Annotated in this window: 16 protein-coding genes; 9 read left to right on the forward strand and 7 right to left on the reverse strand. The window is 69.2% G+C overall.

Going from position 1 to position 18,293, the window contains the following annotated elements; translation table 11 throughout:
• On the reverse strand, positions 1 to 1,131 hold the full coding sequence (locus AB0M45_RS10875; RefSeq protein ID WP_364325738.1) for a phosphotransferase family protein: 1,131 nt from the start codon (positions 1,129 to 1,131) through the stop codon (positions 1 to 3).
• 250 nt (positions 1,132 to 1,381) lie between these two features.
• Between AB0M45_RS10875 and AB0M45_RS10880 the strand changes: the two genes are divergently transcribed.
• Both AB0M45_RS10880 and AB0M45_RS10885 read left to right on the forward strand, forming a co-directional pair.
• On the forward strand, positions 1,382 to 2,743 hold the full coding sequence (locus AB0M45_RS10880; RefSeq protein ID WP_364325741.1) for a DoxX family protein: 1,362 nt from the start codon (positions 1,382 to 1,384) through the stop codon (positions 2,741 to 2,743).
• Positions 2,744 to 2,843: 100 nt separating this feature from the next.
• The gene (locus AB0M45_RS10885) at positions 2,844 to 4,205 is read left to right on the forward strand and encodes a DoxX family protein (RefSeq protein ID WP_364325744.1); all 1,362 of its coding nucleotides are present in this window, start codon (positions 2,844 to 2,846) and stop codon (positions 4,203 to 4,205) included.
• Positions 4,206 to 4,224: 19 nt separating this feature from the next.
• Here AB0M45_RS10885 and AB0M45_RS10890 read toward each other — a convergent pair whose 3' ends face one another.
• Positions 4,225 to 4,695 carry a nucleoside deaminase gene (locus tag AB0M45_RS10890; RefSeq protein WP_364325747.1) on the reverse strand — a complete coding sequence of 157 codons (471 nt, stop codon included), beginning with the start codon at positions 4,693 to 4,695 and terminating at the stop codon, positions 4,225 to 4,227.
• Between the two features lie 282 nt (positions 4,696 to 4,977).
• Between AB0M45_RS10890 and AB0M45_RS10895 the strand changes: the two genes are divergently transcribed.
• The 3 genes from AB0M45_RS10895 to AB0M45_RS10905 all read left to right on the forward strand — a co-directional run bounded on the left by AB0M45_RS10895 (position 4,978) and on the right by AB0M45_RS10905 (position 8,582).
• Positions 4,978 to 5,271: a hypothetical protein gene (locus tag AB0M45_RS10895; RefSeq protein ID WP_364325750.1), complete on the forward strand. Its 294-nt coding sequence runs from the start codon at positions 4,978 to 4,980 to the stop codon at positions 5,269 to 5,271.
• Between the two features lie 106 nt (positions 5,272 to 5,377).
• Positions 5,378 to 6,652: a uroporphyrinogen-III C-methyltransferase gene (gene cobA, locus AB0M45_RS10900; RefSeq protein WP_364325753.1), complete on the forward strand. Its 1,275-nt coding sequence runs from the start codon at positions 5,378 to 5,380 to the stop codon at positions 6,650 to 6,652.
• 469 nt (positions 6,653 to 7,121) lie between these two features.
• Positions 7,122 to 8,582, forward strand: coding sequence for an MFS transporter (locus tag AB0M45_RS10905; protein WP_364325756.1), 1,461 nt, complete (start codon positions 7,122 to 7,124; stop codon positions 8,580 to 8,582).
• Positions 8,583 to 8,904: 322 nt separating this feature from the next.
• On the opposite strand, the gene AB0M45_RS10910 is transcribed toward AB0M45_RS10905, so the two are convergent.
• Both AB0M45_RS10910 and AB0M45_RS10915 read right to left on the reverse strand, forming a co-directional pair.
• Complete coding sequence (locus AB0M45_RS10910; RefSeq protein ID WP_364325759.1) at positions 8,905 to 9,318, reverse strand: PPOX class F420-dependent oxidoreductase; 414 nt, start codon at positions 9,316 to 9,318, stop codon at positions 8,905 to 8,907.
• 42 nt (positions 9,319 to 9,360) lie between these two features.
• A complete protein-coding gene (locus AB0M45_RS10915; protein ID WP_364325762.1) occupies positions 9,361 to 10,725 on the reverse strand; it encodes an aspartate aminotransferase family protein in 1,365 nt (454 codons plus the stop codon).
• Positions 10,726 to 10,944: 219 nt separating this feature from the next.
• Here AB0M45_RS10915 and AB0M45_RS10920 point away from each other — a divergent pair, with 219 nt between their 5' ends.
• Together AB0M45_RS10920 and AB0M45_RS10925 are read left to right on the forward strand one after the other, a co-directional pair.
• Positions 10,945 to 12,540 (forward strand): PucR family transcriptional regulator, encoded by a 1,596-nt coding sequence (locus tag AB0M45_RS10920; RefSeq protein ID WP_364325765.1) that lies wholly within the window; start codon positions 10,945 to 10,947, stop codon positions 12,538 to 12,540.
• Entirely contained in the window at positions 12,537 to 12,683 is a 147-nt protein-coding gene (locus tag AB0M45_RS10925; RefSeq protein ID WP_364325768.1) for a hypothetical protein, read from the forward strand. The genes AB0M45_RS10920 and AB0M45_RS10925 overlap by 4 nt, the downstream gene beginning before the upstream one ends.
• Before the next feature lie 10 nt (positions 12,684 to 12,693).
• Here the strand turns inward: AB0M45_RS10925 and yaaA are convergent, their stop codons facing one another.
• Positions 12,694 to 13,437 (reverse strand): peroxide stress protein YaaA, encoded by a 744-nt coding sequence (yaaA, locus tag AB0M45_RS10930; protein ID WP_364326207.1) that lies wholly within the window; start codon positions 13,435 to 13,437, stop codon positions 12,694 to 12,696.
• A 58-nt stretch (positions 13,438 to 13,495) separates the two neighbouring features.
• On the opposite strand from yaaA, the gene AB0M45_RS10935 reads away from it, so the two are divergent.
• Positions 13,496 to 15,253 carry a proline--tRNA ligase gene (locus AB0M45_RS10935; protein ID WP_364325771.1) on the forward strand — a complete coding sequence of 586 codons (1,758 nt, stop codon included), beginning with the start codon at positions 13,496 to 13,498 and terminating at the stop codon, positions 15,251 to 15,253.
• 216 nt (positions 15,254 to 15,469) lie between these two features.
• Positions 15,470 to 17,221 carry an acyl-CoA dehydrogenase family protein gene (locus AB0M45_RS10940; RefSeq protein WP_364325773.1) on the forward strand — a complete coding sequence of 584 codons (1,752 nt, stop codon included), beginning with the start codon at positions 15,470 to 15,472 and terminating at the stop codon, positions 17,219 to 17,221.
• Positions 17,222 to 17,289: 68 nt separating this feature from the next.
• Here AB0M45_RS10940 and AB0M45_RS10945 read toward each other — a convergent pair whose 3' ends face one another.
• Together AB0M45_RS10945 and AB0M45_RS10950 are read right to left on the reverse strand one after the other, a co-directional pair.
• On the reverse strand, positions 17,290 to 17,724 hold the full coding sequence (locus AB0M45_RS10945) for a ferritin-like domain-containing protein (RefSeq protein ID WP_364325776.1): 435 nt from the start codon (positions 17,722 to 17,724) through the stop codon (positions 17,290 to 17,292).
• Positions 17,721 to 18,233 carry a hypothetical protein gene (locus tag AB0M45_RS10950; protein WP_364326210.1) on the reverse strand — a complete coding sequence of 171 codons (513 nt, stop codon included), beginning with the start codon at positions 18,231 to 18,233 and terminating at the stop codon, positions 17,721 to 17,723. The genes AB0M45_RS10945 and AB0M45_RS10950 overlap by 4 nt, the downstream gene beginning before the upstream one ends.
• Positions 18,234 to 18,293: the final 60 nt, after the last annotated feature.

The following is an 18,293-nucleotide window of genomic DNA, read 5'->3' on the forward strand; positions in this document are numbered from 1 at the left end:
TCAGTCCCATTCGTAGGTTCCGTCGAGCAGCGCTTCCAGGGCCGCCCGGTGCATGACGTAGTCATCGCGATCCGGCGTGTCGGTGTCCTCGCCGAAGTGGATCATCCGGCGCTTCACCCTGGCCATCACGATGGCGTGCCGCAACGCGGCGTAGACGAGATAGAAATCGAGATCGCGCACCGTATGTCCGGTCAGCGCTTGATATTTCGCCACCACGTCGTCGCGGCGGAGGAAGTCGGGCAGGCCGGGTTGGCCGAAATGGGTGGCCAGATCCTGGAAGAACCGGTGGATGAAGATCACCCAGCCCAGGTCGAGTTCGCGCGGCCCGAGCGCGGCCATCTCCCAGTCCAGCACCGCCACCGGATCGAAACCGCGGTAGATGATGTTGCCCGGGCGGGCGTCGCCCCAGCTGAGCACGTCCGGGCCGGGGTCGGCGGGCCAGTGCTCGTCGAGCCACGCGAAACTCCGCTCGATGAGCGGGACCGCGAAACCGTCGTCCGCGAGCGCCCACCGGTACCACGCGTGCTGCGCGGCGACGTGCCTGCGCAGGGACCGGCCGGGTCCGGTCAGCATCGGGAACCGCGTCGCGGGCTCGGGGATGTCGTGGATCTTCGCGATCACCTCGACCGTGTTGTGGGTGAGCTGGAGCCGCTCGGCGGGGCCGGCGTCGAACAGCCAGCCGACGAAGACGTACGGCGGGTTGTCCGCGGGCACCCGGCCGTCGACGCGGCGCATCACGAAGAACGGTGTTCCGAGCGGTTTCTCGTCGTTCTCCAGCCAGCACAGCTCGGGCACCGGCACATCGGTGGCCGCGGCGACGCCCGCCATCACCTGGTACTGCGTGGCCAGATCGTAGGTCCGGAAGACCGGGAACGATCCGGCCTCCGGCGCCATCCGCGCGACGAACGACCCGCGCTCCGAGCGCCCTCCGGCGCTCCATTCGGCGTCGAACAGGATCGACGTGCTGGACATGCCGCCGGACTGCGGACGCGACAATCCGGAGACCCGTGGCAGGTGGTCGGCGCCGGCCTTCGCATGCAGCCAGTGGGCCAGGTTCCCGGCGAGCGTGTCCAGGTTGCGTTCGCTGACGGTCAGCTGCTGTCGCTGTGCCGGGTCCGGATCGTCGGTCATCTTGTCCTCCTGACACGTGCCGCCCGGGTGCACCACCCGCCCGGGATACGCGACTGTAACGCGTTCTAGTTGGGTCATGGGTGAAAAACCGGACGTGAGTCCCGCTGAGCGGACAGTCGGAGATCGGCCGGTGGGGTCAGCACGTAGGCCGGAAGATGTAGGCGGAATTCGGGGGTTTCCCTGAGGCCATCCCACCATCCGCTCGGATACCTTCGGCTCGCGGAAATCTGTCGGCGAGCGAGGGGTCGGTGTGCGCACGATCGAAACGAATGTCCTGGATCCCCGCCGTGACGAGGAGCGGCTCGGCGTCGAGCGACGGCCCTGGCGCTTGCCGACCCGGATCGGGTTCCGGTTCGTCTTCGCGTATCTGCTCCTGTTCTGTGTGCTGTTCGCGCAGATCCTCTTCGCGTTCACAGGGATCGTGGGGAAATGGCTGCCGGAGAGCGCGATCCTGTGGCAGATGCGCGCGACGAGCCCGCTGACCGGATGGGTCGGCGAGCACGTCTTCGGAGTCGACGCCGTTTTGCACGAGGATTCCGGCAGCGGCGACCAAGCCGCCATCTGGGTGCTGATCTGCTGTGAACTCGTCGCGGCCGCGGTGATCACCGTCGTCTGGTCGATCATCGATCGACGCCGTCGCGAGTACACCACCCTCGGAGCGTGGTTCGTGCTGTTCATCCGGCTGTGCCTGGGCGGCCAGATGCTCTTCTACGGCATGGCCAAGGCCATCCCGACACAGATGCCCGCACCGGCGCTCACCACGCTGTTGCAGCCGTACGGGACCATGAGCCCGGCTTCCGTGCTGTGGAACCAGGTCGGCGCCGCGCCCGCGTACGAGATCATGCTCGGCACCGCCGAAGTGCTCGGCGGAGTGCTGCTGTTCGTGCCGCGCACCGCGACGATCGGTGCGATGCTCGGCCTGGTGAGCATGGCGCAGGTCTTCGTGCTGAACATGACCTACGACGTGCCGGTGAAGATCCTGTCGTTCCACTTGCTGCTGCTGTGCCTGGTGGTCCTGGCGCCGCAGGCCAGGCGATTGGCGAACGTGCTCGTGCTGCAACGCCCGTCCGAGCCGGCCACCCAGCCCGCCCTGTTCGGATCCCGGCGCGCGAACCGGATCGTGGCGGCGCTCCAAGTGGCTCTGGGGCTGTGGATCCTGATCGGCACCGCGCAGACCAGCTGGGAAATGTGGCGCGAGACGAACGGGGCGCCGAAGCCTCCGCTGTACGGCATCTGGACGGTCGGGGAGCGGGACAGCGCAGGGCATCCGGTGCCACCGTTGGTCACCGAAGAGAACCGCTGGCGCCGAGTGATTTTCGATCGGTCGAACGCGAGCGTGCAGAAAATGGACGACTCGCTCGTGCCGGTCGTGGCGCAGGTCGACGATGCCGCCCACACGCTCGTGCTGTCGCAGCCGCCGCGCTCCCCGGACGCGTCGCCCACCCGTCTGGCGAGTTTCACCTTCACCCAGCCCACCACGGACACACTGCTGCTGACCGGCGAGCTGAACGGGACGCCGGTCACGCTGTCGCTGGATCGGGTGGACCTGAACTCCTTCCCGCTGCGCAGCCGCGGATTCCACTGGGTGCAGGAGTACCCGTACTTTCGCTGACCGCGATCCCGCGACGATTGGTCGGATCCGACCAATCCGCGAACGGGTACCGGACTTTTCGATACCTTCGGTCTGCGCACTCGGACTGGAAGGGACCGCCGTGACCGCGGAAGCGATCCTCGATCGGGCAGACGGCGCGGCGAGCGCCGCGGATCCCGGTACCCGGCCCTGGAGCGGCGCCACCCGCGTGGCGTTCCGCTTCGGGTTTCTGTATTTCGGGCTGTTCTGCCTGGTGTATCCGTCGATCGTGCCGGAGTTCCTCGGCCTGTCCCGGCAATGGTTGCCCGACTGGGTGAACTACGGGGTCGCCCGCGCGCTCCGCCCGCTCGTCGAGTGGACCGGAACGCAGGTGTTCGGCGCGTCCGTCGCGGCGAACGCGGCGTCCATCAGTGGAGATCAGGCCTACTTCTGGGTGCTGGTGTTCGTCGTCGGCATTGTCGCGGTGCTCGGGACCGTGATCTGGAGCGTGCTGGATCGGAAACGGCCGGACTACCGGGCGGTGCAGCCGTGGTTGCTGCTGTTTCTGCGGTTGTGCCTGGCCGGGCAGATGGTCTCGTATGGGATGGCCAAGGTCATCCCGACGCAGATGCCGCCCACGCCGCTGAGCCGGCTGATCCAGCCGTACGGGGACTTCAGCCCCATGGCGGTGCTCTGGAACCAGATCGGGGTGTCGCAACCGTACGAAATCCTGCTGGGCTGCGCGGAACTGCTGGGCGGAGTGCTGCTGTTCGTGCCGCGCACCGCGCTGGTTGGTGCGATGCTGAGCCTGGTGTGCACGACCCAGGTGTTCGTGCTGGACATGACCTACGACGTGCCCGCGAAGATCTTGTCGTTCCATCTCATGCTGCTGTGCCTGGTGCTGCTCGCGCCCGAGGCCCGGCGCCTGGTGAACGTGCTGGTGCTGGACCGGCCCACCGGCTCGTCGGCGACGCCCCCGCTGTTCCGGACGCCGCGACCCGACCGGATCGCGGCCGCGGCGCAGATCGCGCTCGGGCTGTGGTTGCTGTTCTCGAACGCCTACACCGGCTGGGACCGGTGGACCGAACAGGGCGCGGGACGGTCGGAACCTCCGCTGTACGGCATCTGGGCGGTCACCGAATTCAGTGTGGACGGAAAGCCGCTTGCGCCGCTGACCACCGACGAATTGCGTTGGCAGCGGGTGGTTTTCGACCGTGATGGCGCTGCGGTGCAGCGGATGGACGGTCGGCTGGTCCCGGTGCTCGCGATGGTCGATTCCGACGCAGGCAGCCTCGCCCTGCTAGCGCCACCGAGCGCGATGACCGAGCGACCGGCGATGATCGGCAGCTTCGGCTTCGACCGGCCCGCACCCGAGCGTTTGACGCTGACCGGAATGATCGCCGGACAGCCGGTGTCGATCGCGCTGACCTCGGTGAACCTGGACGATTTCCCGTTGCGCAGCCGCGGCTTCCACTGGGTTCAGGAATATCCGTACTTCCGCTGAGCCGCGCGGAAGGTGGAATTCACGCGTCGAGTTCGTCGGCGACGCCGATGTCCTCGTACCACAGGGCGGGATGCTCGGTGATGAACTGGGCCATCAGGTCGACGCAGCGCCGGTCCTGCAGGACGGTCACCGTGACACCGTGGTCGGCGAGCCACTCGTGCCCGCCGGAGAAGGTCTGCGATTCCCCGACGATCACCGAGCCGATACCGAACTGGCGGATCAGGCCGCTGCAGTACCAGCACGGCGAGAGAGTGGTGACCATGATCGTGCTGCGGTAGTCGCGCCGCCGTCCGGCCGCGCGGAAAGCGTCGGTCTCGGCGTGGACGCTGGGATCCCCGGACTGCACCCGGCGGTTGCGGCCGCGTCCGAGCAGCGTGCCGTCCGCGTCGAAGAGGGCAGCGCCGATCGGGATCCCGCCCTCGGCGAGCCCGTGGAGCGCTTCCTCGTAGGCCACCTCGAGTAGCTCCTGCGCCGGTGTCACCCGTGTCATGCGTCCACCTTCCAAGCCGGTCGGTCCCGGCCACGACATCGAGTCCGTCGGTGGAGCCGGGCGGAGTGAATGACAAACCGACCGTATGCCACCTGGTGTCCGTAAGCGACTCGCCGCCCCGCTCGCTGCGGTGTGTCGTCGCAGGTCACAGTGGATCGGCCGGAACATCCGCCCCCTGATTTCCGTGCCTGCGATCCCTGGGGCACCGTTTTTCCCGGATACCGGCCGATCCCGGCTCGCCTCAGCGTTGCTGCCGCACAGGATCAGCGGAGAGGGCCGGGCGTGGTGTTCGACAACCCCGTCTCGGTGACCGTGCAGCGCATGGACGACTCGTTGGTCACCTTGCCGGGGACGGTCGACGCCGGCGCACGCACGGCCACCCTCACCCAGGATGCCGCCAGCCGGTGGAAGCTTGGCACGTTCACCTATCAGCAGCCCGACCCGGCCACCCTGATCCTCGACGGTCAACTCGGCGGACGACCGGTCCGCCTGCGTGTGGAGCTGGTCGAGCAGAACACCTTCCCACTGATCGCGCGGGGCTTCCACTGGGTTCAGGAGGCGCCCTATCGCCGGTAGACGGCGACCTGTCGCTCGGTCGTGGTCGCGGCGATCGCGAACCGGCGCCGCAGGGGTGGCCGGTCGATTGCCGGTGGCAGGCGGTCAGGCCGTAGGCTCGAAACTTGTGCCGAACACGTCAGACGCAACGCAAGACCAGCCCACCGGCGACCCGAACTACCTGGTCGGGCTCGATCTGCGCGGGCGGCGCGTCGTCGTGGTCGGCGGGGGCACGGTGGCGCAGCGCAGGCTGGGCCTGCTGATCGCCTCCGGTGCGGACGTGCATGTGGTGAGTCGCGCGGTCACGCCCGCGGTCGAGGGGATGGCGACGTCGGGTCAGATCACCATCGCGCTGCGCGCGTACGCCGACGGCGACCTCGACGGCGCCTGGTACGCGATCGCGTGCACCGACGAACCGGAGACCAACGCGGCGGTGGTCGCCGAGGCGACGCGGCGGCGGATCTTCTGCGTGCGGGCCGACACGGCGCGGCTCGGCACGGCGGTCACCCCGGCTACCGCGCGTTATGACGGACTGACCCTCGGTGTGCTGGCCAGCGGACAGCACCGGCGCTCGGCGGCGGTGCGCACCGCGCTGCTCGAGGCCCTGCAATCGGGTGTGGTGAGCGACGACTCGACGCCGATCACGCCCGGTGTGGCCCTGGTCGGCGGCGGACCGGGCGATCCCGATCTGATCACCGTGCGCGGGCGGCGGCTGCTGGCCAGGGCGGATCTGGTGGTCGCCGACCGGCTGGCTCCGCCGGAACTGCTCGCCGAACTCGGACCCGAGGTCGAGGTGGTCGACGCCGCGAAGATCCCGTACGGGCGGGCGATGGCGCAGGATGCGATCAACAGCGCGCTCATCGAAGGCGCGAAGGCGGGCAAGTTCGTGGTGCGGCTCAAGGGCGGCGACCCCTACGTGTTCGGGCGCGGCTACGAGGAGCTGGAAGCCTGCGTCGCGGCCGGGGTCCCGGTCACGGTGGTGCCCGGTGTCACCAGCCCCATCGCGGTGCCCGCCGCCGCGGGGATTCCGGTGACGCACCGCGGTGTCACCCACGAGTTCGTGGTGGTGAGCGGGCATGTCGCGCCGGACCATCCGGACTCGCTGGTCGACTGGCCCGCGCTGGCCCGCCTGCGCGGCACCTTGGTGCTGATGATGGCGGTGGAGCGGATCGAACAGTTCGCCACGGCGCTGCTCGATGGCGGGCGGCCCGCCGGCACACCCGCCACGGTCATCCAGGAGGGCACGCTGCGCACCCAGCGCGTGTTGCGCGCCGATCTCGGCACGGTCGCCACCCGGGTCCGCGAGGAAGGCATCCGGCCACCCGCCATCGTGGTGATCGGCCCCACCGCCGGATTCTCCGCCGCCTCCGCCCCATCGCACGCCGACTCCGCGACCGGTTAGCGCCGTAGCCGGATGGATCGATAACCGGCGTCGGAAGCCGCGATGTGACGGCCCCAGCCACCGATACGCACCGAGGGCGCGACGAACCGGTCATGCGAGACCGGCGTCGCGCTGTCCGCCTTTCGCGGTCCGGCGGGATGGAGGCGATCGATGCGGTGGCGATCGAAAACCGCCACGCATGGCCGGGGCCCAGTGCGGCGAGGTCGGCCGCAGGGTTTTCGGTGGCTGGGGTGCTGAACCCGGTGGGTAATCGGTGGCTCGGGTGCATCGACCTGGTGAGGCCAGTTGGTGGTGACGCAGTCGGCGTGCGGCACGGCAGACCCGGTGCGACGGCGACGTGGCGGCTGTTGGAGGCGAGTCGGCCGTGCCGTTTGCCATGCATGGCCGTTCGCGCCGGGTCGGTGGGCGGGGAGATGATGCGGAGCATCAATTACAGTGGCTCACTGTGCTTCGGAATCCCGCTGCGACGATGCAGTATCCAGTGACGCAGCGGGCCTTCGGGCTCGCGATCCTAGTCCTGAGCGGGTTGCAGCTCATGGTCGTGCTCGACGGCACGGTCGTGATCTTCGCGCTGCCGCGGTTGCAAGAGGAGATGGGGCTGTCCAGCGCGGGAAGCGCGTGGACGGTGACGTCCTACGGGCTCACCTTCGCTGGCCTGATGCTGCTCGGCGGCAGGCTCGGCGATGCCTTCGGCCGCAAACGCATGCTGGTCGTCGGCGTTGCGGTGTTCACTTTCGCCTCGCTGCTGTGCGGGCTCGCGCAGAACCAAGGCATGCTGATCGCGGCGCGCGCCCTCCAGGGCGCGGGCGCGGCGGTCGCGGCTCCGACCGCCTTCGCTCTCGTGGCCACCACGTTCGCGCCGGGCAAGGCGCGCAATCAGGCGATCGCGATCGTCGGCTCGATGGTCGGTATCGGCTCGGTGGGCGGCCTGGTGGTCGGCGGCGCGCTGACCCAGCTGTCATGGCGGTGGATCTTCCTGATCAACGTCCCGATCGGTGTGCTGATCATCCTCGGCGCGGCCTACAAACTCGCCGACACCGAACACCACCGCTCGGCGCTGGACGTGCCCGGCGCGGTGCTGGGAACCATCGCCTGCGCCGCCATCGTGTTCGGCGCCACCGAGGGACCGGAGCTCGGATGGGGGCACCCCGCCATCATCGGTTCGCTGATCGCGGGCGTCGTGCTGCTCATCGTCTTCGTGGCGCTGGAACGGCGCATGGACGACCCGCTGCTGCCCTGGTCGCTGTTCGACAGCCGGGACCGCGTCGCCACCTTCCTGCTGATCTTCCTCGCGGGCGGCGTGCTGGGCGCGATGACCTTCTTCGTCGCCCAGTTCATGCAGAACGTGATCGGTTACGGTCCGCTCAAGGCGGGTGTGGCGGCCATTCCGTTCACCGTCGGCATCGGCATCGGCGGCGCGGTGGCGTCCAAGGCGGCGCTGTACATCGCGCCCCGCTGGCTGCTCGCGGGTGCGGCCGTGGTGCTGGGCGTCGGGCTGCTGTTCGGTTCCACCCTCGATGGCGAAGTGCTCTACTTCGCGACGTTGCTGCCGCTGCTGACGGTGATCGGTTTCGGCGTCGGCATCGCGATGGTGCTCTCGCCGCTGTGCGTGCTCGTCGGCGTGCCACCGGCGAACATCGGTCCGCTGGCCGCGGTCGGCCAGATGTTCATGAACCTGGCGACGCCGGTCTTCATCGGCCTGCTCACCCCGATCGCCGCCTCGCGCACGCTCTCGCTCGGCGGCAGCACCGGCAAGGTCGCCGGGATGACGCCCGAGGAGATCGCCGCGCTGGGCAACGGCTACACGCTGGTGCTGTTCGTCTGCGCGCTCATCGCCTTCGCGGCCGGACTCGTCGCGCTGACGTTGCGGTTCACACCGCAGCAGCTGGCGAAGGCGCAGCACGCCCAGGAAGAGGCCCAGCAGGCTTGAGCTGTGTTCGATTTGCAGCGCCTACGGCGCTGCCTGTTCGCGGCCCCCTATGGCTCGCGTCCGAGCGACCGCCGCTGGCGACTTCGTCGCGGACGCGGCGGCCATTCGGACGTGAGCCGGGCCGCGACCAGGCAACGCTCGATCTCGCTTCGCTCGAAAGCAGGCGTGGGGCCCATGCGGTTGCGTGGGGTGGTAATCGCGGGATCCAGGTGTCCGCCTGCTTGGCTGAAGCCTGGCTCGGGCAAGCGGGGCGAGTATGGCCGAGCAAGCAGCGCTGGGCGTCGGGCCAGAGGAATCAGCCGGGCGGGCTAGTGGCAGCCGGTCAGAATCGGCCCGCCACGCGGCGCGGGGTCACCCGCACGATGATGCGCGGGCCGTCGTTCACCGACGCCGGGTTGAAATCCGCGTACTTCCGGCCGGTGTACTTCAGCGAGAGCTCGTCGGGCAGCGTCTTCTCCGGATCCGGGGTGATCGTCGCGGTGCCCCGGATCTCCGCGTAGACATACGGGTTGTCCGGCGGGTTGATCAGCACCGTGATCTTCGGGTCGCGCGCGAGGTTCTTGCCCTGCTGGCGATCGGCGGTGGTGGAGAAGAGCAGATCATCGCCGTCGCGCTTCAGCCAGATCACGGTGAGGTGCGGTTGCCCGTTCGCCCCGACCGTGGCGGCGGTGGCGAACACCCGCTCCTCGTCCAGGTACTTCTTCAGGTCATCGGAAAGTACAGCGGTACTGGTCACGCTTTGAGCGAACAACCCGGCGCGGCAGGGCATTCCCACGGTTCAGACGGTGTGCCGGTCCGCCGCTTCCAACGCCTGGTCGAGGATCGCCAGACCCTCCTTCGCCTCGGCCTCGCTGATCAGACACGGCGGGACGACGTGCAGCCGATTGAAATTCACGAACAGCAGCAACCCGGCCGCACGGCACGCCGCGACCACCTCGCCCATCGCCGGGCTCGTCCCGCCGTACGGGGCCAGCGGCTCGCGGCTGACCCGGTCCCGGACCAGCTCGAGCGCCCAGAACACGCCTGTACCGCGCGCCTCACCGATGCTGGGATGCCGCTGCGCGAGTTCGCGCAAGCCGGGACCGAGCACGCGGTCGCCGATGTCGGCGGCGTTCTCCACCATCCGCTCGTCGCGCATCGCGGTGATGGTGGCCACCCCCGCGGCCGTGGCCAGCGGATGCCCGGAGTAGGTGAGTCCGCCGGGATAGGGCCGATCCTCGAAGGTCGCGGCGATGGCCGGACCGATCGCCACTCCGCCCAGTGGCACATATCCGGAATTCACGCCCTTGGCGAAGGTGAGCAGATCCGGCACGACGTCGAAATGCTCGATGGCGAACCACTTTCCGGTGCGCCCGAAGCCGCACATCACCTCGTCGGCGATGAACACGATCCCGTACTCGTCGCACAGGGCCCGCACCCCGGCCAGGTAGCCGGGCGGCGGAACCATGATGCCCGCGGTGCCGGGGACGGGTTCGAGCACGATCGCCGCGATCGTCTCCGGACCCTCGAACGCGATGGTATGCCGGAGATGGGCGAGCGCGCGGTCGGTCTCCTCGGCCTCGGTGGTCGCGTGGAATTCGGTGCGATACAGGAACGGTCCGAAGAAGTGCACCACGCCGCTGTTGCCGCGGTCGTTCGGCCAGCGCCGCGGATCGCCGGTGAGATTGATCGCGGTCTCGGTGCCGCCGTGGTAGGAGCGGTAGCGCGCGAGCACCTTGTAGCGCCCGGTGTGCAGTCGTGCCATCCGCACGGCGTGCTCGACGGCATCGGCGCCGCCGTTGGTGAAGAAGATCCGGTCGAGGTCACCGGGGGTGCGCTCGGCGATCAAGCGCGCGGCCTCCGAGCGAGCGTCGTTGACGTGCTGCGGCGCTATGGTGCACAGCTTGGCGGCCTGCTCCTGCACCGCCGCGACGACTTTCGGATGCTGATGTCCGATATTGGTGTTCACCATCTGCGAAGAGAAGTCGAGCAGCCGGTTGCCGTCCCCGTCCCACACATAGCAACCCGAGGCCGCGGTGATCGTCATCGGATCCCGGTGCGCCTGCGCGGACCAGCAGTGGAAGACATGGCTGCGGTCGAGTTCGGAAGCTCGGGCGGCCGCGGCACGGGCCTCGTCGAGGGACAGTCCGTTCGGAAGGGTCATCGGCGAGTTCTCCTGCGTCACTTGGCAATACCTATGGCCGAGCCAGTGCCCGATGTGTGCATGTTCCTCATTTTCGGTCGTGCGCATCGGCGCCGCGAGCCTTCGATGCCCGGGGCGACCGGGGCCGGAACACGGCCTGACTCTCACTCTCCGGCATGCACCCATCCTGATCTGCCGACGATCTGTACGAAATTTTGCGTCCAGTATTACGATTCGTCGATGATCCCTTCCGTGGCCGACGTGTTGGCGATGCCTGTGGTGCGCGCGGGCGAACCCGAGGTGGTCGGCGGCGGATCGCTGGCGCGGCCGGTGCGCTGGGTGCATGTCAGCGAGGTGGCCGACACGGCGCACCTGCTGGTCGGCGGCGAGCTGATCCTGACCACCGGACAGGCCATGAGTCACGGTGACGCGGCGACGGCGGAGTACCTGACCACCTTGGCCGCCGCCGGGGTATCCGGGCTGGTGGTCGAACTCGGCGGGTATGTACGCGCGCTGTCGCCCGCCGTCGCGGCAACGGCCGACGCGCTGGAGCTTCCGTTGATCGCGCTGCACCGGGTTACCCGGTTCGTGGAGATCACCGAAGCCGTGCACCGGGTGATCGTCGCCGACCAATTCGCGGAGCTGGAGTTCGCGCGCACCGTGCACGAGACGTTCACCGAGCTCAGTGTGCGCCGCGCCGCGCTGGCCGAGATCGTCCAGACCGCGGCGGCCATGCTGGACGCGCCGGTGGTGCTGGAAGACCTGGCGCACCGCGTGCTGGCGCTGTCCGCGCGCCACGCGTCCACCTCGGCGCTGCTGGAGAACTGGGAGACCACCTCGCGCCTGCTGCCGGACAACTGGAACGCGGTGGCGGTGGGCCCGCACACGCAGCGGTGGGGACGGTTGCTCCTGCGCGCCGAGGGCGTGCCGAGCGAGCGGGCGCGCATGGTGCTCGAGCGCGCCGCCCAGACGCTGACCTTGCACCGCATGATCGAGAAAGACCGCTTCGGTCTGCACCGGCAGGCCCAGACCGGACTGATCGACGACCTGGTCAACGGCAGGCTGGACGAGCGCGACGCACTCGCTCGCGCCGCCGCGCTCGGCTTGGCTCGCAGGGCCGCCTACGTCCCACTCGCCGTCGACGTCGCCGCCGCGACCGAAACCGATCCGGTGGCGGGACAGCGCCGTGCCGTGGGCATCGTGGACGCGGTGACGCACGGGCTCGGCCTGGCGAAGACGACCGCGCTGGTCGCGGCCGAGCAGGGGGACCGGGTTTCGCTGATCCTCGCGCTGCCGCGCGCCGCTGACCCGGACGAGGCGCTCGCCGCCGCCTGCGCCACGATCCTCGGCGAGGTACGCCGGGTCGACGGGGTGCGGCGGGCGGTGATCGGCGCGGGCGCGGTGTCGGATTCGCTGTCGGACACCGCGCACGGGCTCCCGCATGCCGCGCATGTCGCGGAAGTCGCTCTCTCGCTGGGAAGTTCGGCGGCGCGGTCGTTCTATCGCAGTGGCGATGTGCGCCTGCGTGGTCTGCTGTCGCTGATCCGCGGCGAGCCGGGCGTGCAGCGGTTCGCCGAGACCGAGCTGAGCGCGCTGCTGCGCTACGACATCCGCCACGACACCGATCTGACCCGTACCCTGCGGCAGTTCCTCGATCTGGCGGGCAACAAGACCGAACTCGCCCGCAGGCTCGAGATCAGCCGACCGACTCTCTACGACCGGCTCGCCCGCATTGCACGCATCCTCGACGTCGACCTCGACGACGGCGAATCCCGCACCTCGTTGCACACCGCCCTGTTGATTCGCGACCTGACGGCGGGCACCGGGAGAGGGTGACAGTTGCACGGGCGGCGGTACTGCGCAAACTCGCCGAGCAGCGCTATCTGTTCCGCACGCCGACCGCTCGCCATCGGTACGAGTCGGCGGCACGGGCCGATCTCGCCGCCGAGCTCTCCGCGCTTACCGCTGCGACCGGATAGCGATCCGCACTCAGGTGAGGATCAAAAGCTCAGTGGGCGAGGCGATTTCGGTTCGCAGTCCGGCTTTGGCCGCTACCCGCGCCACTGCGCGGACGTCGGACGGTTCGGCCCGGGTGAGCACGAGGGCGCGAGCGAGCAGGCCCTTGTGGTGCTTGTTGAAGTGACTCACCACCGTGCGCGAGCCGTCCGGATGCTCGGTGAGCACGTTCGCGGTGACCGCGTCGGGAACCCGGCCCAGCTGCTGATAGGTGCCCGAGCGCAGATCGACGACGAGTTCGCCCGCGGCCTCGGCGTGCAGCGCCGCGGCCAGCTCGTCGCGCCACAGAGCCGAAAGGGTGGGCAGCCCGGGCAGTTTGGAGCCGCCGGAGAGCCGGTAGGCGGGAATCGGGTCACCCGCGCGGACCGCGCCGAACAGGGCCGAGCCGATGCCGAGCCGGGCATACGCCTTGGACCGTTGGATTTTGGTGAAGGAGCGGGCGTCGAGCGCGTCATAGAGGACCCCGGTGTAGCGCTCCAGCGCGGGCCGGGTCGGCGAAGTACGCAGCGCCGCGTTCCTGGCGATCTCGCCGTCGGCGCCTTTGCCGAGCCCGAGCGCCACACGGGAGCGATCCGGGTCGGCCGCCAACCGCACGACTTCCTCGACCAGCTGGGCGCGCACCGCCGTGAGCTGCGGCATCGCCAGCTCGTCCAGCGCGAGCGGCGCTCCGGCGCCGCCGTCGGACTTGGTTTCGGAAGGAGGCAGCAGCACCAGCACGAACGAATACGGTAATGCGCTGTGACCAGCGTCCGGCCAGCGACTACCCTGTGCTTCCGTGATCACCCGCCTCTCCCGCCTGTTCCTGCGAACCCTGCGCGACGATCCCGCCGACGCGGAGGTGCCCAGCCACAAACTCTTGGTGCGTGCCGGCTACGTGCGCCGCGTCGCCCCGGGCGTCTACTCGTGGCTGCCGCTCGGCCTGCGCGTGCTGCGCAAGATCGAGGACGTGGTGCGCGAGGAGATGGACGCGATCGGCGCCCAGGAGATCTCGCTCCCCGCGCTGCTGCCGCGCGACCCGTACGAGACCACCAACCGGTGGACCGAATACGGCGACGCCCTGTTCCGGCTGCAGGACCGCAAGGGCGCGGACTACCTGCTCGGCCCCACCCACGAGGAGCTCTTCGCGCTCACCGTGAAGGGCGAGTACAGCTCCTACAAGGACCTTCCGGTCACGCTGTACCAGATCCAGGCCAAGTACCGCGACGAGGAGCGTCCCCGCGCGGGCATCCTGCGCGGACGCGAGTTCGTTATGAAGGACTCCTACTCCTTCGACCTGGACGAGGACGGCCTCGAGGCCAGCTACGACGCGCACCGGCAGGCCTACCAGCGCATCTTCGACCGGCTGCGGGTCAAGTACGTCATCGTGGCGGCCACCTCGGGCGCGATGGGCGGCAGTGCGTCGGAGGAGTTCCTGGCCGACAGCCCCGTCGGGGAGGACACCTACGTGCGCTGCCCGGAATCCGGCTACGCGGCCAACGTCGAGGCGGTGGTCACGCCCGCTCCCGACCCGCTGCCGGTCGAGGACCGGCCCGCCGCCGTCGTGCACGACACCCCCGGCACCCCCACCATCGCGACGCTGGTCGACTGGGCGAACAGCGCGGGCCTCGCCGAGCGCTACGGCCGTCCGGTCACCGCGGCCGACACGCTGAAGAACGTCATGGTCAAGCTGCGGCACCCGGACGGGAAGACCGAGATCATCGGCATCGGCGTCCCCGGTGACCGCGAAGTGGACGACAAGCGTCTCGGCGCCTCGGTCGAACCGGCCGAGGTGGAGCTGCTCACCGACGCCGATTTCGCCGAGAACCCGTTCCTGGTGAAGGGCTACATCGGCCCGAAGAGCCTGCAGGCCAATGGTGTCCGCTACCTCGTCGATCCCCGTGTGGTCACCGGGACGAGCTGGATCACCGGCGCCGACGAACCGGGCAAGCACGTCGCCGGCCTGGTCGCCGGACGGGATTTCACGCCCGACGGCACCATCGAGGCGGCCGAGGTCCGCGACGGCGATCCCTCGCCGGACGGGCGCGGAACCTTGGTGTCGGCGCGCGGCATCGAGATCGGCCATATCTTCCAGCTCGGCAACAAGTACACCGACGCGTTCGAGGTGGACGTGCTCGGCGAGAACGGCAAGCCGGTCCGGCTGACCATGGGCTCCTACGGCATCGGTGTCTCGCGCATGGTCGCGGTGATCGCCGAACAGCAGCACGACGAGAAGGGGCTGCGCTGGCCCGCCGCGGTCGCGCCGTACGACGTGCACGTGGTCATCGCGAACAAGGACGACGCGGCTCGCGCCGGCGCCGAAGAGGTGGTGGCCGGACTGCACGCCCAAGGCCTGGACGTGCTCTTCGACGACCGCACCGCCTCGCCCGGGGTGAAGTTCAAGGACGCCGAACTGCTCGGCATGCCGCTGGTCCTGGTGATCGGCCGTGGCTGGGCGGAGGGCAAGGTCGAACTGCGCGATCGCTTCACCGGCGAGACCGAAGAACTCCCCGCCACCGCGGCGGTGGACGCGGTGGCGGCTAAAATCCGCCGCTGACTGGCTCACCTGGTGGTCGACGACCCCTGACGCAGTGTGTCAGGGGTCGTTCGCTTTCGCGGACGGACGGAAAGCAGCTCGGGAGACCACTCGAAGCGGGGAGCGCGATACCACCAATCGGGCTGCGGCTACCTACGTGACCGTAGCCTGAATTTGCTGGTCATAAACCCGCATACCTGGTCCACGCTGCAATTACCCGCTGGTAAGTTAACCGCCATGACGAACACAGACGCGCGGTTGTTCAACCCCGCCACCTATGATCCGCAGCAGTTCGACGCCGAGACGCGGCGACTGTTGCGCGCCACCATCGAGTGGTTCGAGGGCCGGGGCAAGCAGCGTCTGCTCGCCGACGACGCGAACGCGGTGTGGACCGCCGACTTCCTCGACTTCGTGAAGAAGGAGAAGCTGTTCGCCACCTTCCTGACCCCCGCGGCCTACGCCGACGGCGACCCGAACCGCCGGTGGGACGCGGCGCGCAACGCGGCGCTGTCGGAGATCTTCGGCTTCTACGGTCTGGCGTACTGGTACGCCGAGCAGGTCACCATCCTCGGCCTCGGCCCGATCTGGCAGAGCGACAACGAGGACGCCAAGAAGCGTGCGGCCGCCGATTTGTCCGCGGGCGAGGTGATGGCGTTCGGTCTGTCCGAACAGACCCACGGGGCCGACATCTACAACACCGACCTGGTGCTCACCCCCACCGAGCCAGGCAGCGCCGACGCCGAAGCCGGAATCCTCTTCCGCGCCAACGGCGAGAAGTACTACATCGGCAACGGCAACGTGGCGAGCATGGTGTCGGTGTTCTCCCGTCGCGCCGATCTGGAGGGCGCCGACGCCTACGTCTGGTTCGCCGCCGACTCCCGCCACGAAAACTATCGCCTGCTCGGCAATGTCGTGCACCAGCAGATGTACGTCAGCACCTTCCGCCTGGAGAACTACCCGGTGCGCGCCGAGGACATCCTGCACACCGGCCCCGAGGCGTTCTCCGCGGCGCTGAACACCGTCAACGTGGGCAAGTTCAACCTCTGCCACGGCGGCATAGGCATGGTCGAGCACTCCTTCTACGAGGCGATCACGCATGCCGACAACCGCATCCTCTACGGCAACCCGGTCACCGACTTCCCGCATGTGCGAACGAACTTCGTCGACGCCTACGCGCGCATCCTCGCGATGAAGCTGTTCAGCGACCGCGCCGTCGACTACTTCCGCAGCGCGAGCCTGGAGGACCGCCGCTATCTGCTGTTCAACCCGATGACGAAGTCCAAGGTGACCTCCGAGGGCGAGACCGTCATGACGCTGCTGCTGGACGTGCTGGCCGCCAAGGGGTTCGAGAAGAACACCTACTTCGCCGAGGTGCAGCGGCTGATCAACACCCTGCCCCGGTTGGAAGGCACGGTGCACGTGAATGTCGGGCAGATCCTGAAGTTCATGCCCAACTACCTGTTCAACCCGCAGGACTACCCGGAGATCGGGACCAGGCAGGACGCCGCCGACGACGCGTTCTTCTGGCGGCAGGGCCCGGCGCGGGGCGCGGGCAAGGTGCGGTTCGCGGACTGGACTCCGATCTACGACAAGCACGCCGACATTCCCAACGTCGGCCGGTTCTACGAGCAGGCGCAGGCGCTGCGCACGCTGTTGACCACGGCGGCGCCGGATGCCGGGCAGCAGAAGGACCTGGACTTCATGCTGACCATCGGCCACCTGTTCTCGCTGGTGGTCTACGGCCAGCTGATCCTGGAGCAGGCCGCGATCACCGGACTGGACCGTGATCTGATCGACCAGATCTTCGACTTCCAGATCCGCGATTTCAACGCCTACGCCACCGCGCTGTACGGCAAGTCGTCGGCCACCCCGGACCAGCAGGGCTGGGCCGCGGCCGCGCTGCGGCCGCCGGTCGCCGACCGTCCGCGTTTCGACCGGGTATGGGCCGAGGTGGCGTCCTACGACGGCGCCTACGAAATGCGGCCGTAGGCACGGCGTCTCGAGCCGAATGGTGGTCCGGGTCGGTGCCCGGACCACCGTTCTGCCGCGCAGCGCGGTCAGGCTTTGCCGGGGAACGCGACGGTCGGCGGGTTGGCGCCGAGGATCGACTGCCAAGTGGCCAGCCGGACGGCCGCGCCGGTGAGCGCGTCGACACCAGTGCGGCGGACGGTCGCGGACGCACCGCGCTCCACCACCGCTCGCCAGGCGATCGCGGTGTCGGACTCGACCGTCGCGGCCAGCCGGGCCGCCGAGATCGGGTCGGTGACCGGGAATGGCACGGTATAGGCGGCGCCTGGCGGCGGCACCGTCACACCGTCCGCGGCGAGCGCGTCGGCGGTGGTGTCGCGCCGTGCGCGGTGGGCGGCGGTGTGCTCGGCGATCAGTCTGGTGCGCTCGGGCGAGGCGTGCGCAGCGATGACGCCGTAGGCGTATACCGCGCCGTATTCGGCGTTCAACGCGTCCACCAGCGCCTGGCGTTCGGCTTCGGTCATGCCAGCAACACCCCCGCCTGAGCCGCGCAGGCGGCGCTGATCGAGGCGAGCAGCCCGGCCCGGTATCCGGACAGGGCGCGGGCCAGGTCGGCGGCCGATTTCTGGGACGCGGTCAGCTGGGCGCGCAGCGCATCGATACTCGGCGGGGCGGTAGGTGGAACGGCGCTGCCGGCGGCCACGGCGGACGGCCCTGATCCATTGGCGCGGGTGCGGTGCACCGGTGTGGTTCCGTCGGCGTAGACACCGATCACGCGGGCGATCTCGGTGCGCAGCGCATCGGCGTGCGCGGTGCGCTCGGCAGCGATGACACTGAGCGCCGCGTGCCGTTCCGGTGCCATGGCGATGGCCGCGGAGGCGGCGGCCGCATCGGCGCGAGCCAGAATCTCCTGTGCGGCAAGTGGATCCGGTTCGTGGATCACATCCTTTTCAGCACAGCCCGCCAGGGCGCCGAGGGTGAGGATGCCGACCGTTCCTCCGCCCGCGAGGCGTAGTGCGCTGCGACGATCCAGGGCGGCGAGGCGGGGCTCGTGCCGGTCGGTGGGAATGCCGGAAGTGCACCCGGCACGCGG

Origin of the sequence: Nocardia sp. NPDC051787 (assembly GCF_040681325.1) — a bacterium.
Classification (GTDB): domain Bacteria; phylum Actinomycetota; class Actinomycetes; order Mycobacteriales; family Mycobacteriaceae; genus Nocardia.

What these genes read in the sequence shown, in the direction of transcription:
- AB0M45_RS10875 (WP_364325738.1), bottom strand. Translation starts at nt 1,131, where the DNA reads ATGACCGACGATCCGGACCCGGCACAGCGACAGCAGCTGACCGTCAGC.
- AB0M45_RS10890 (WP_364325747.1), bottom strand. Translation starts at nt 4,695, where the DNA reads ATGACACGGGTGACACCGGCGCAGGAGCTACTCGAGGTGGCCTACGAG.
- AB0M45_RS10905 (WP_364325756.1), top strand. Translation starts at nt 7,122, where the DNA reads ATGCAGTATCCAGTGACGCAGCGGGCCTTCGGGCTCGCGATCCTAGTC.
- AB0M45_RS10915 (WP_364325762.1), bottom strand. Translation starts at nt 10,725, where the DNA reads ATGACCCTTCCGAACGGACTGTCCCTCGACGAGGCCCGTGCCGCGGCC.
- AB0M45_RS10920 (WP_364325765.1), top strand. Translation starts at nt 10,945, where the DNA reads ATGATCCCTTCCGTGGCCGACGTGTTGGCGATGCCTGTGGTGCGCGCG.
- AB0M45_RS10940 (WP_364325773.1), top strand. Translation starts at nt 15,470, where the DNA reads ATGACGAACACAGACGCGCGGTTGTTCAACCCCGCCACCTATGATCCG.
- AB0M45_RS10945 (WP_364325776.1), bottom strand. Translation starts at nt 17,724, where the DNA reads ATGACCGAAGCCGAACGCCAGGCGCTGGTGGACGCGTTGAACGCCGAA.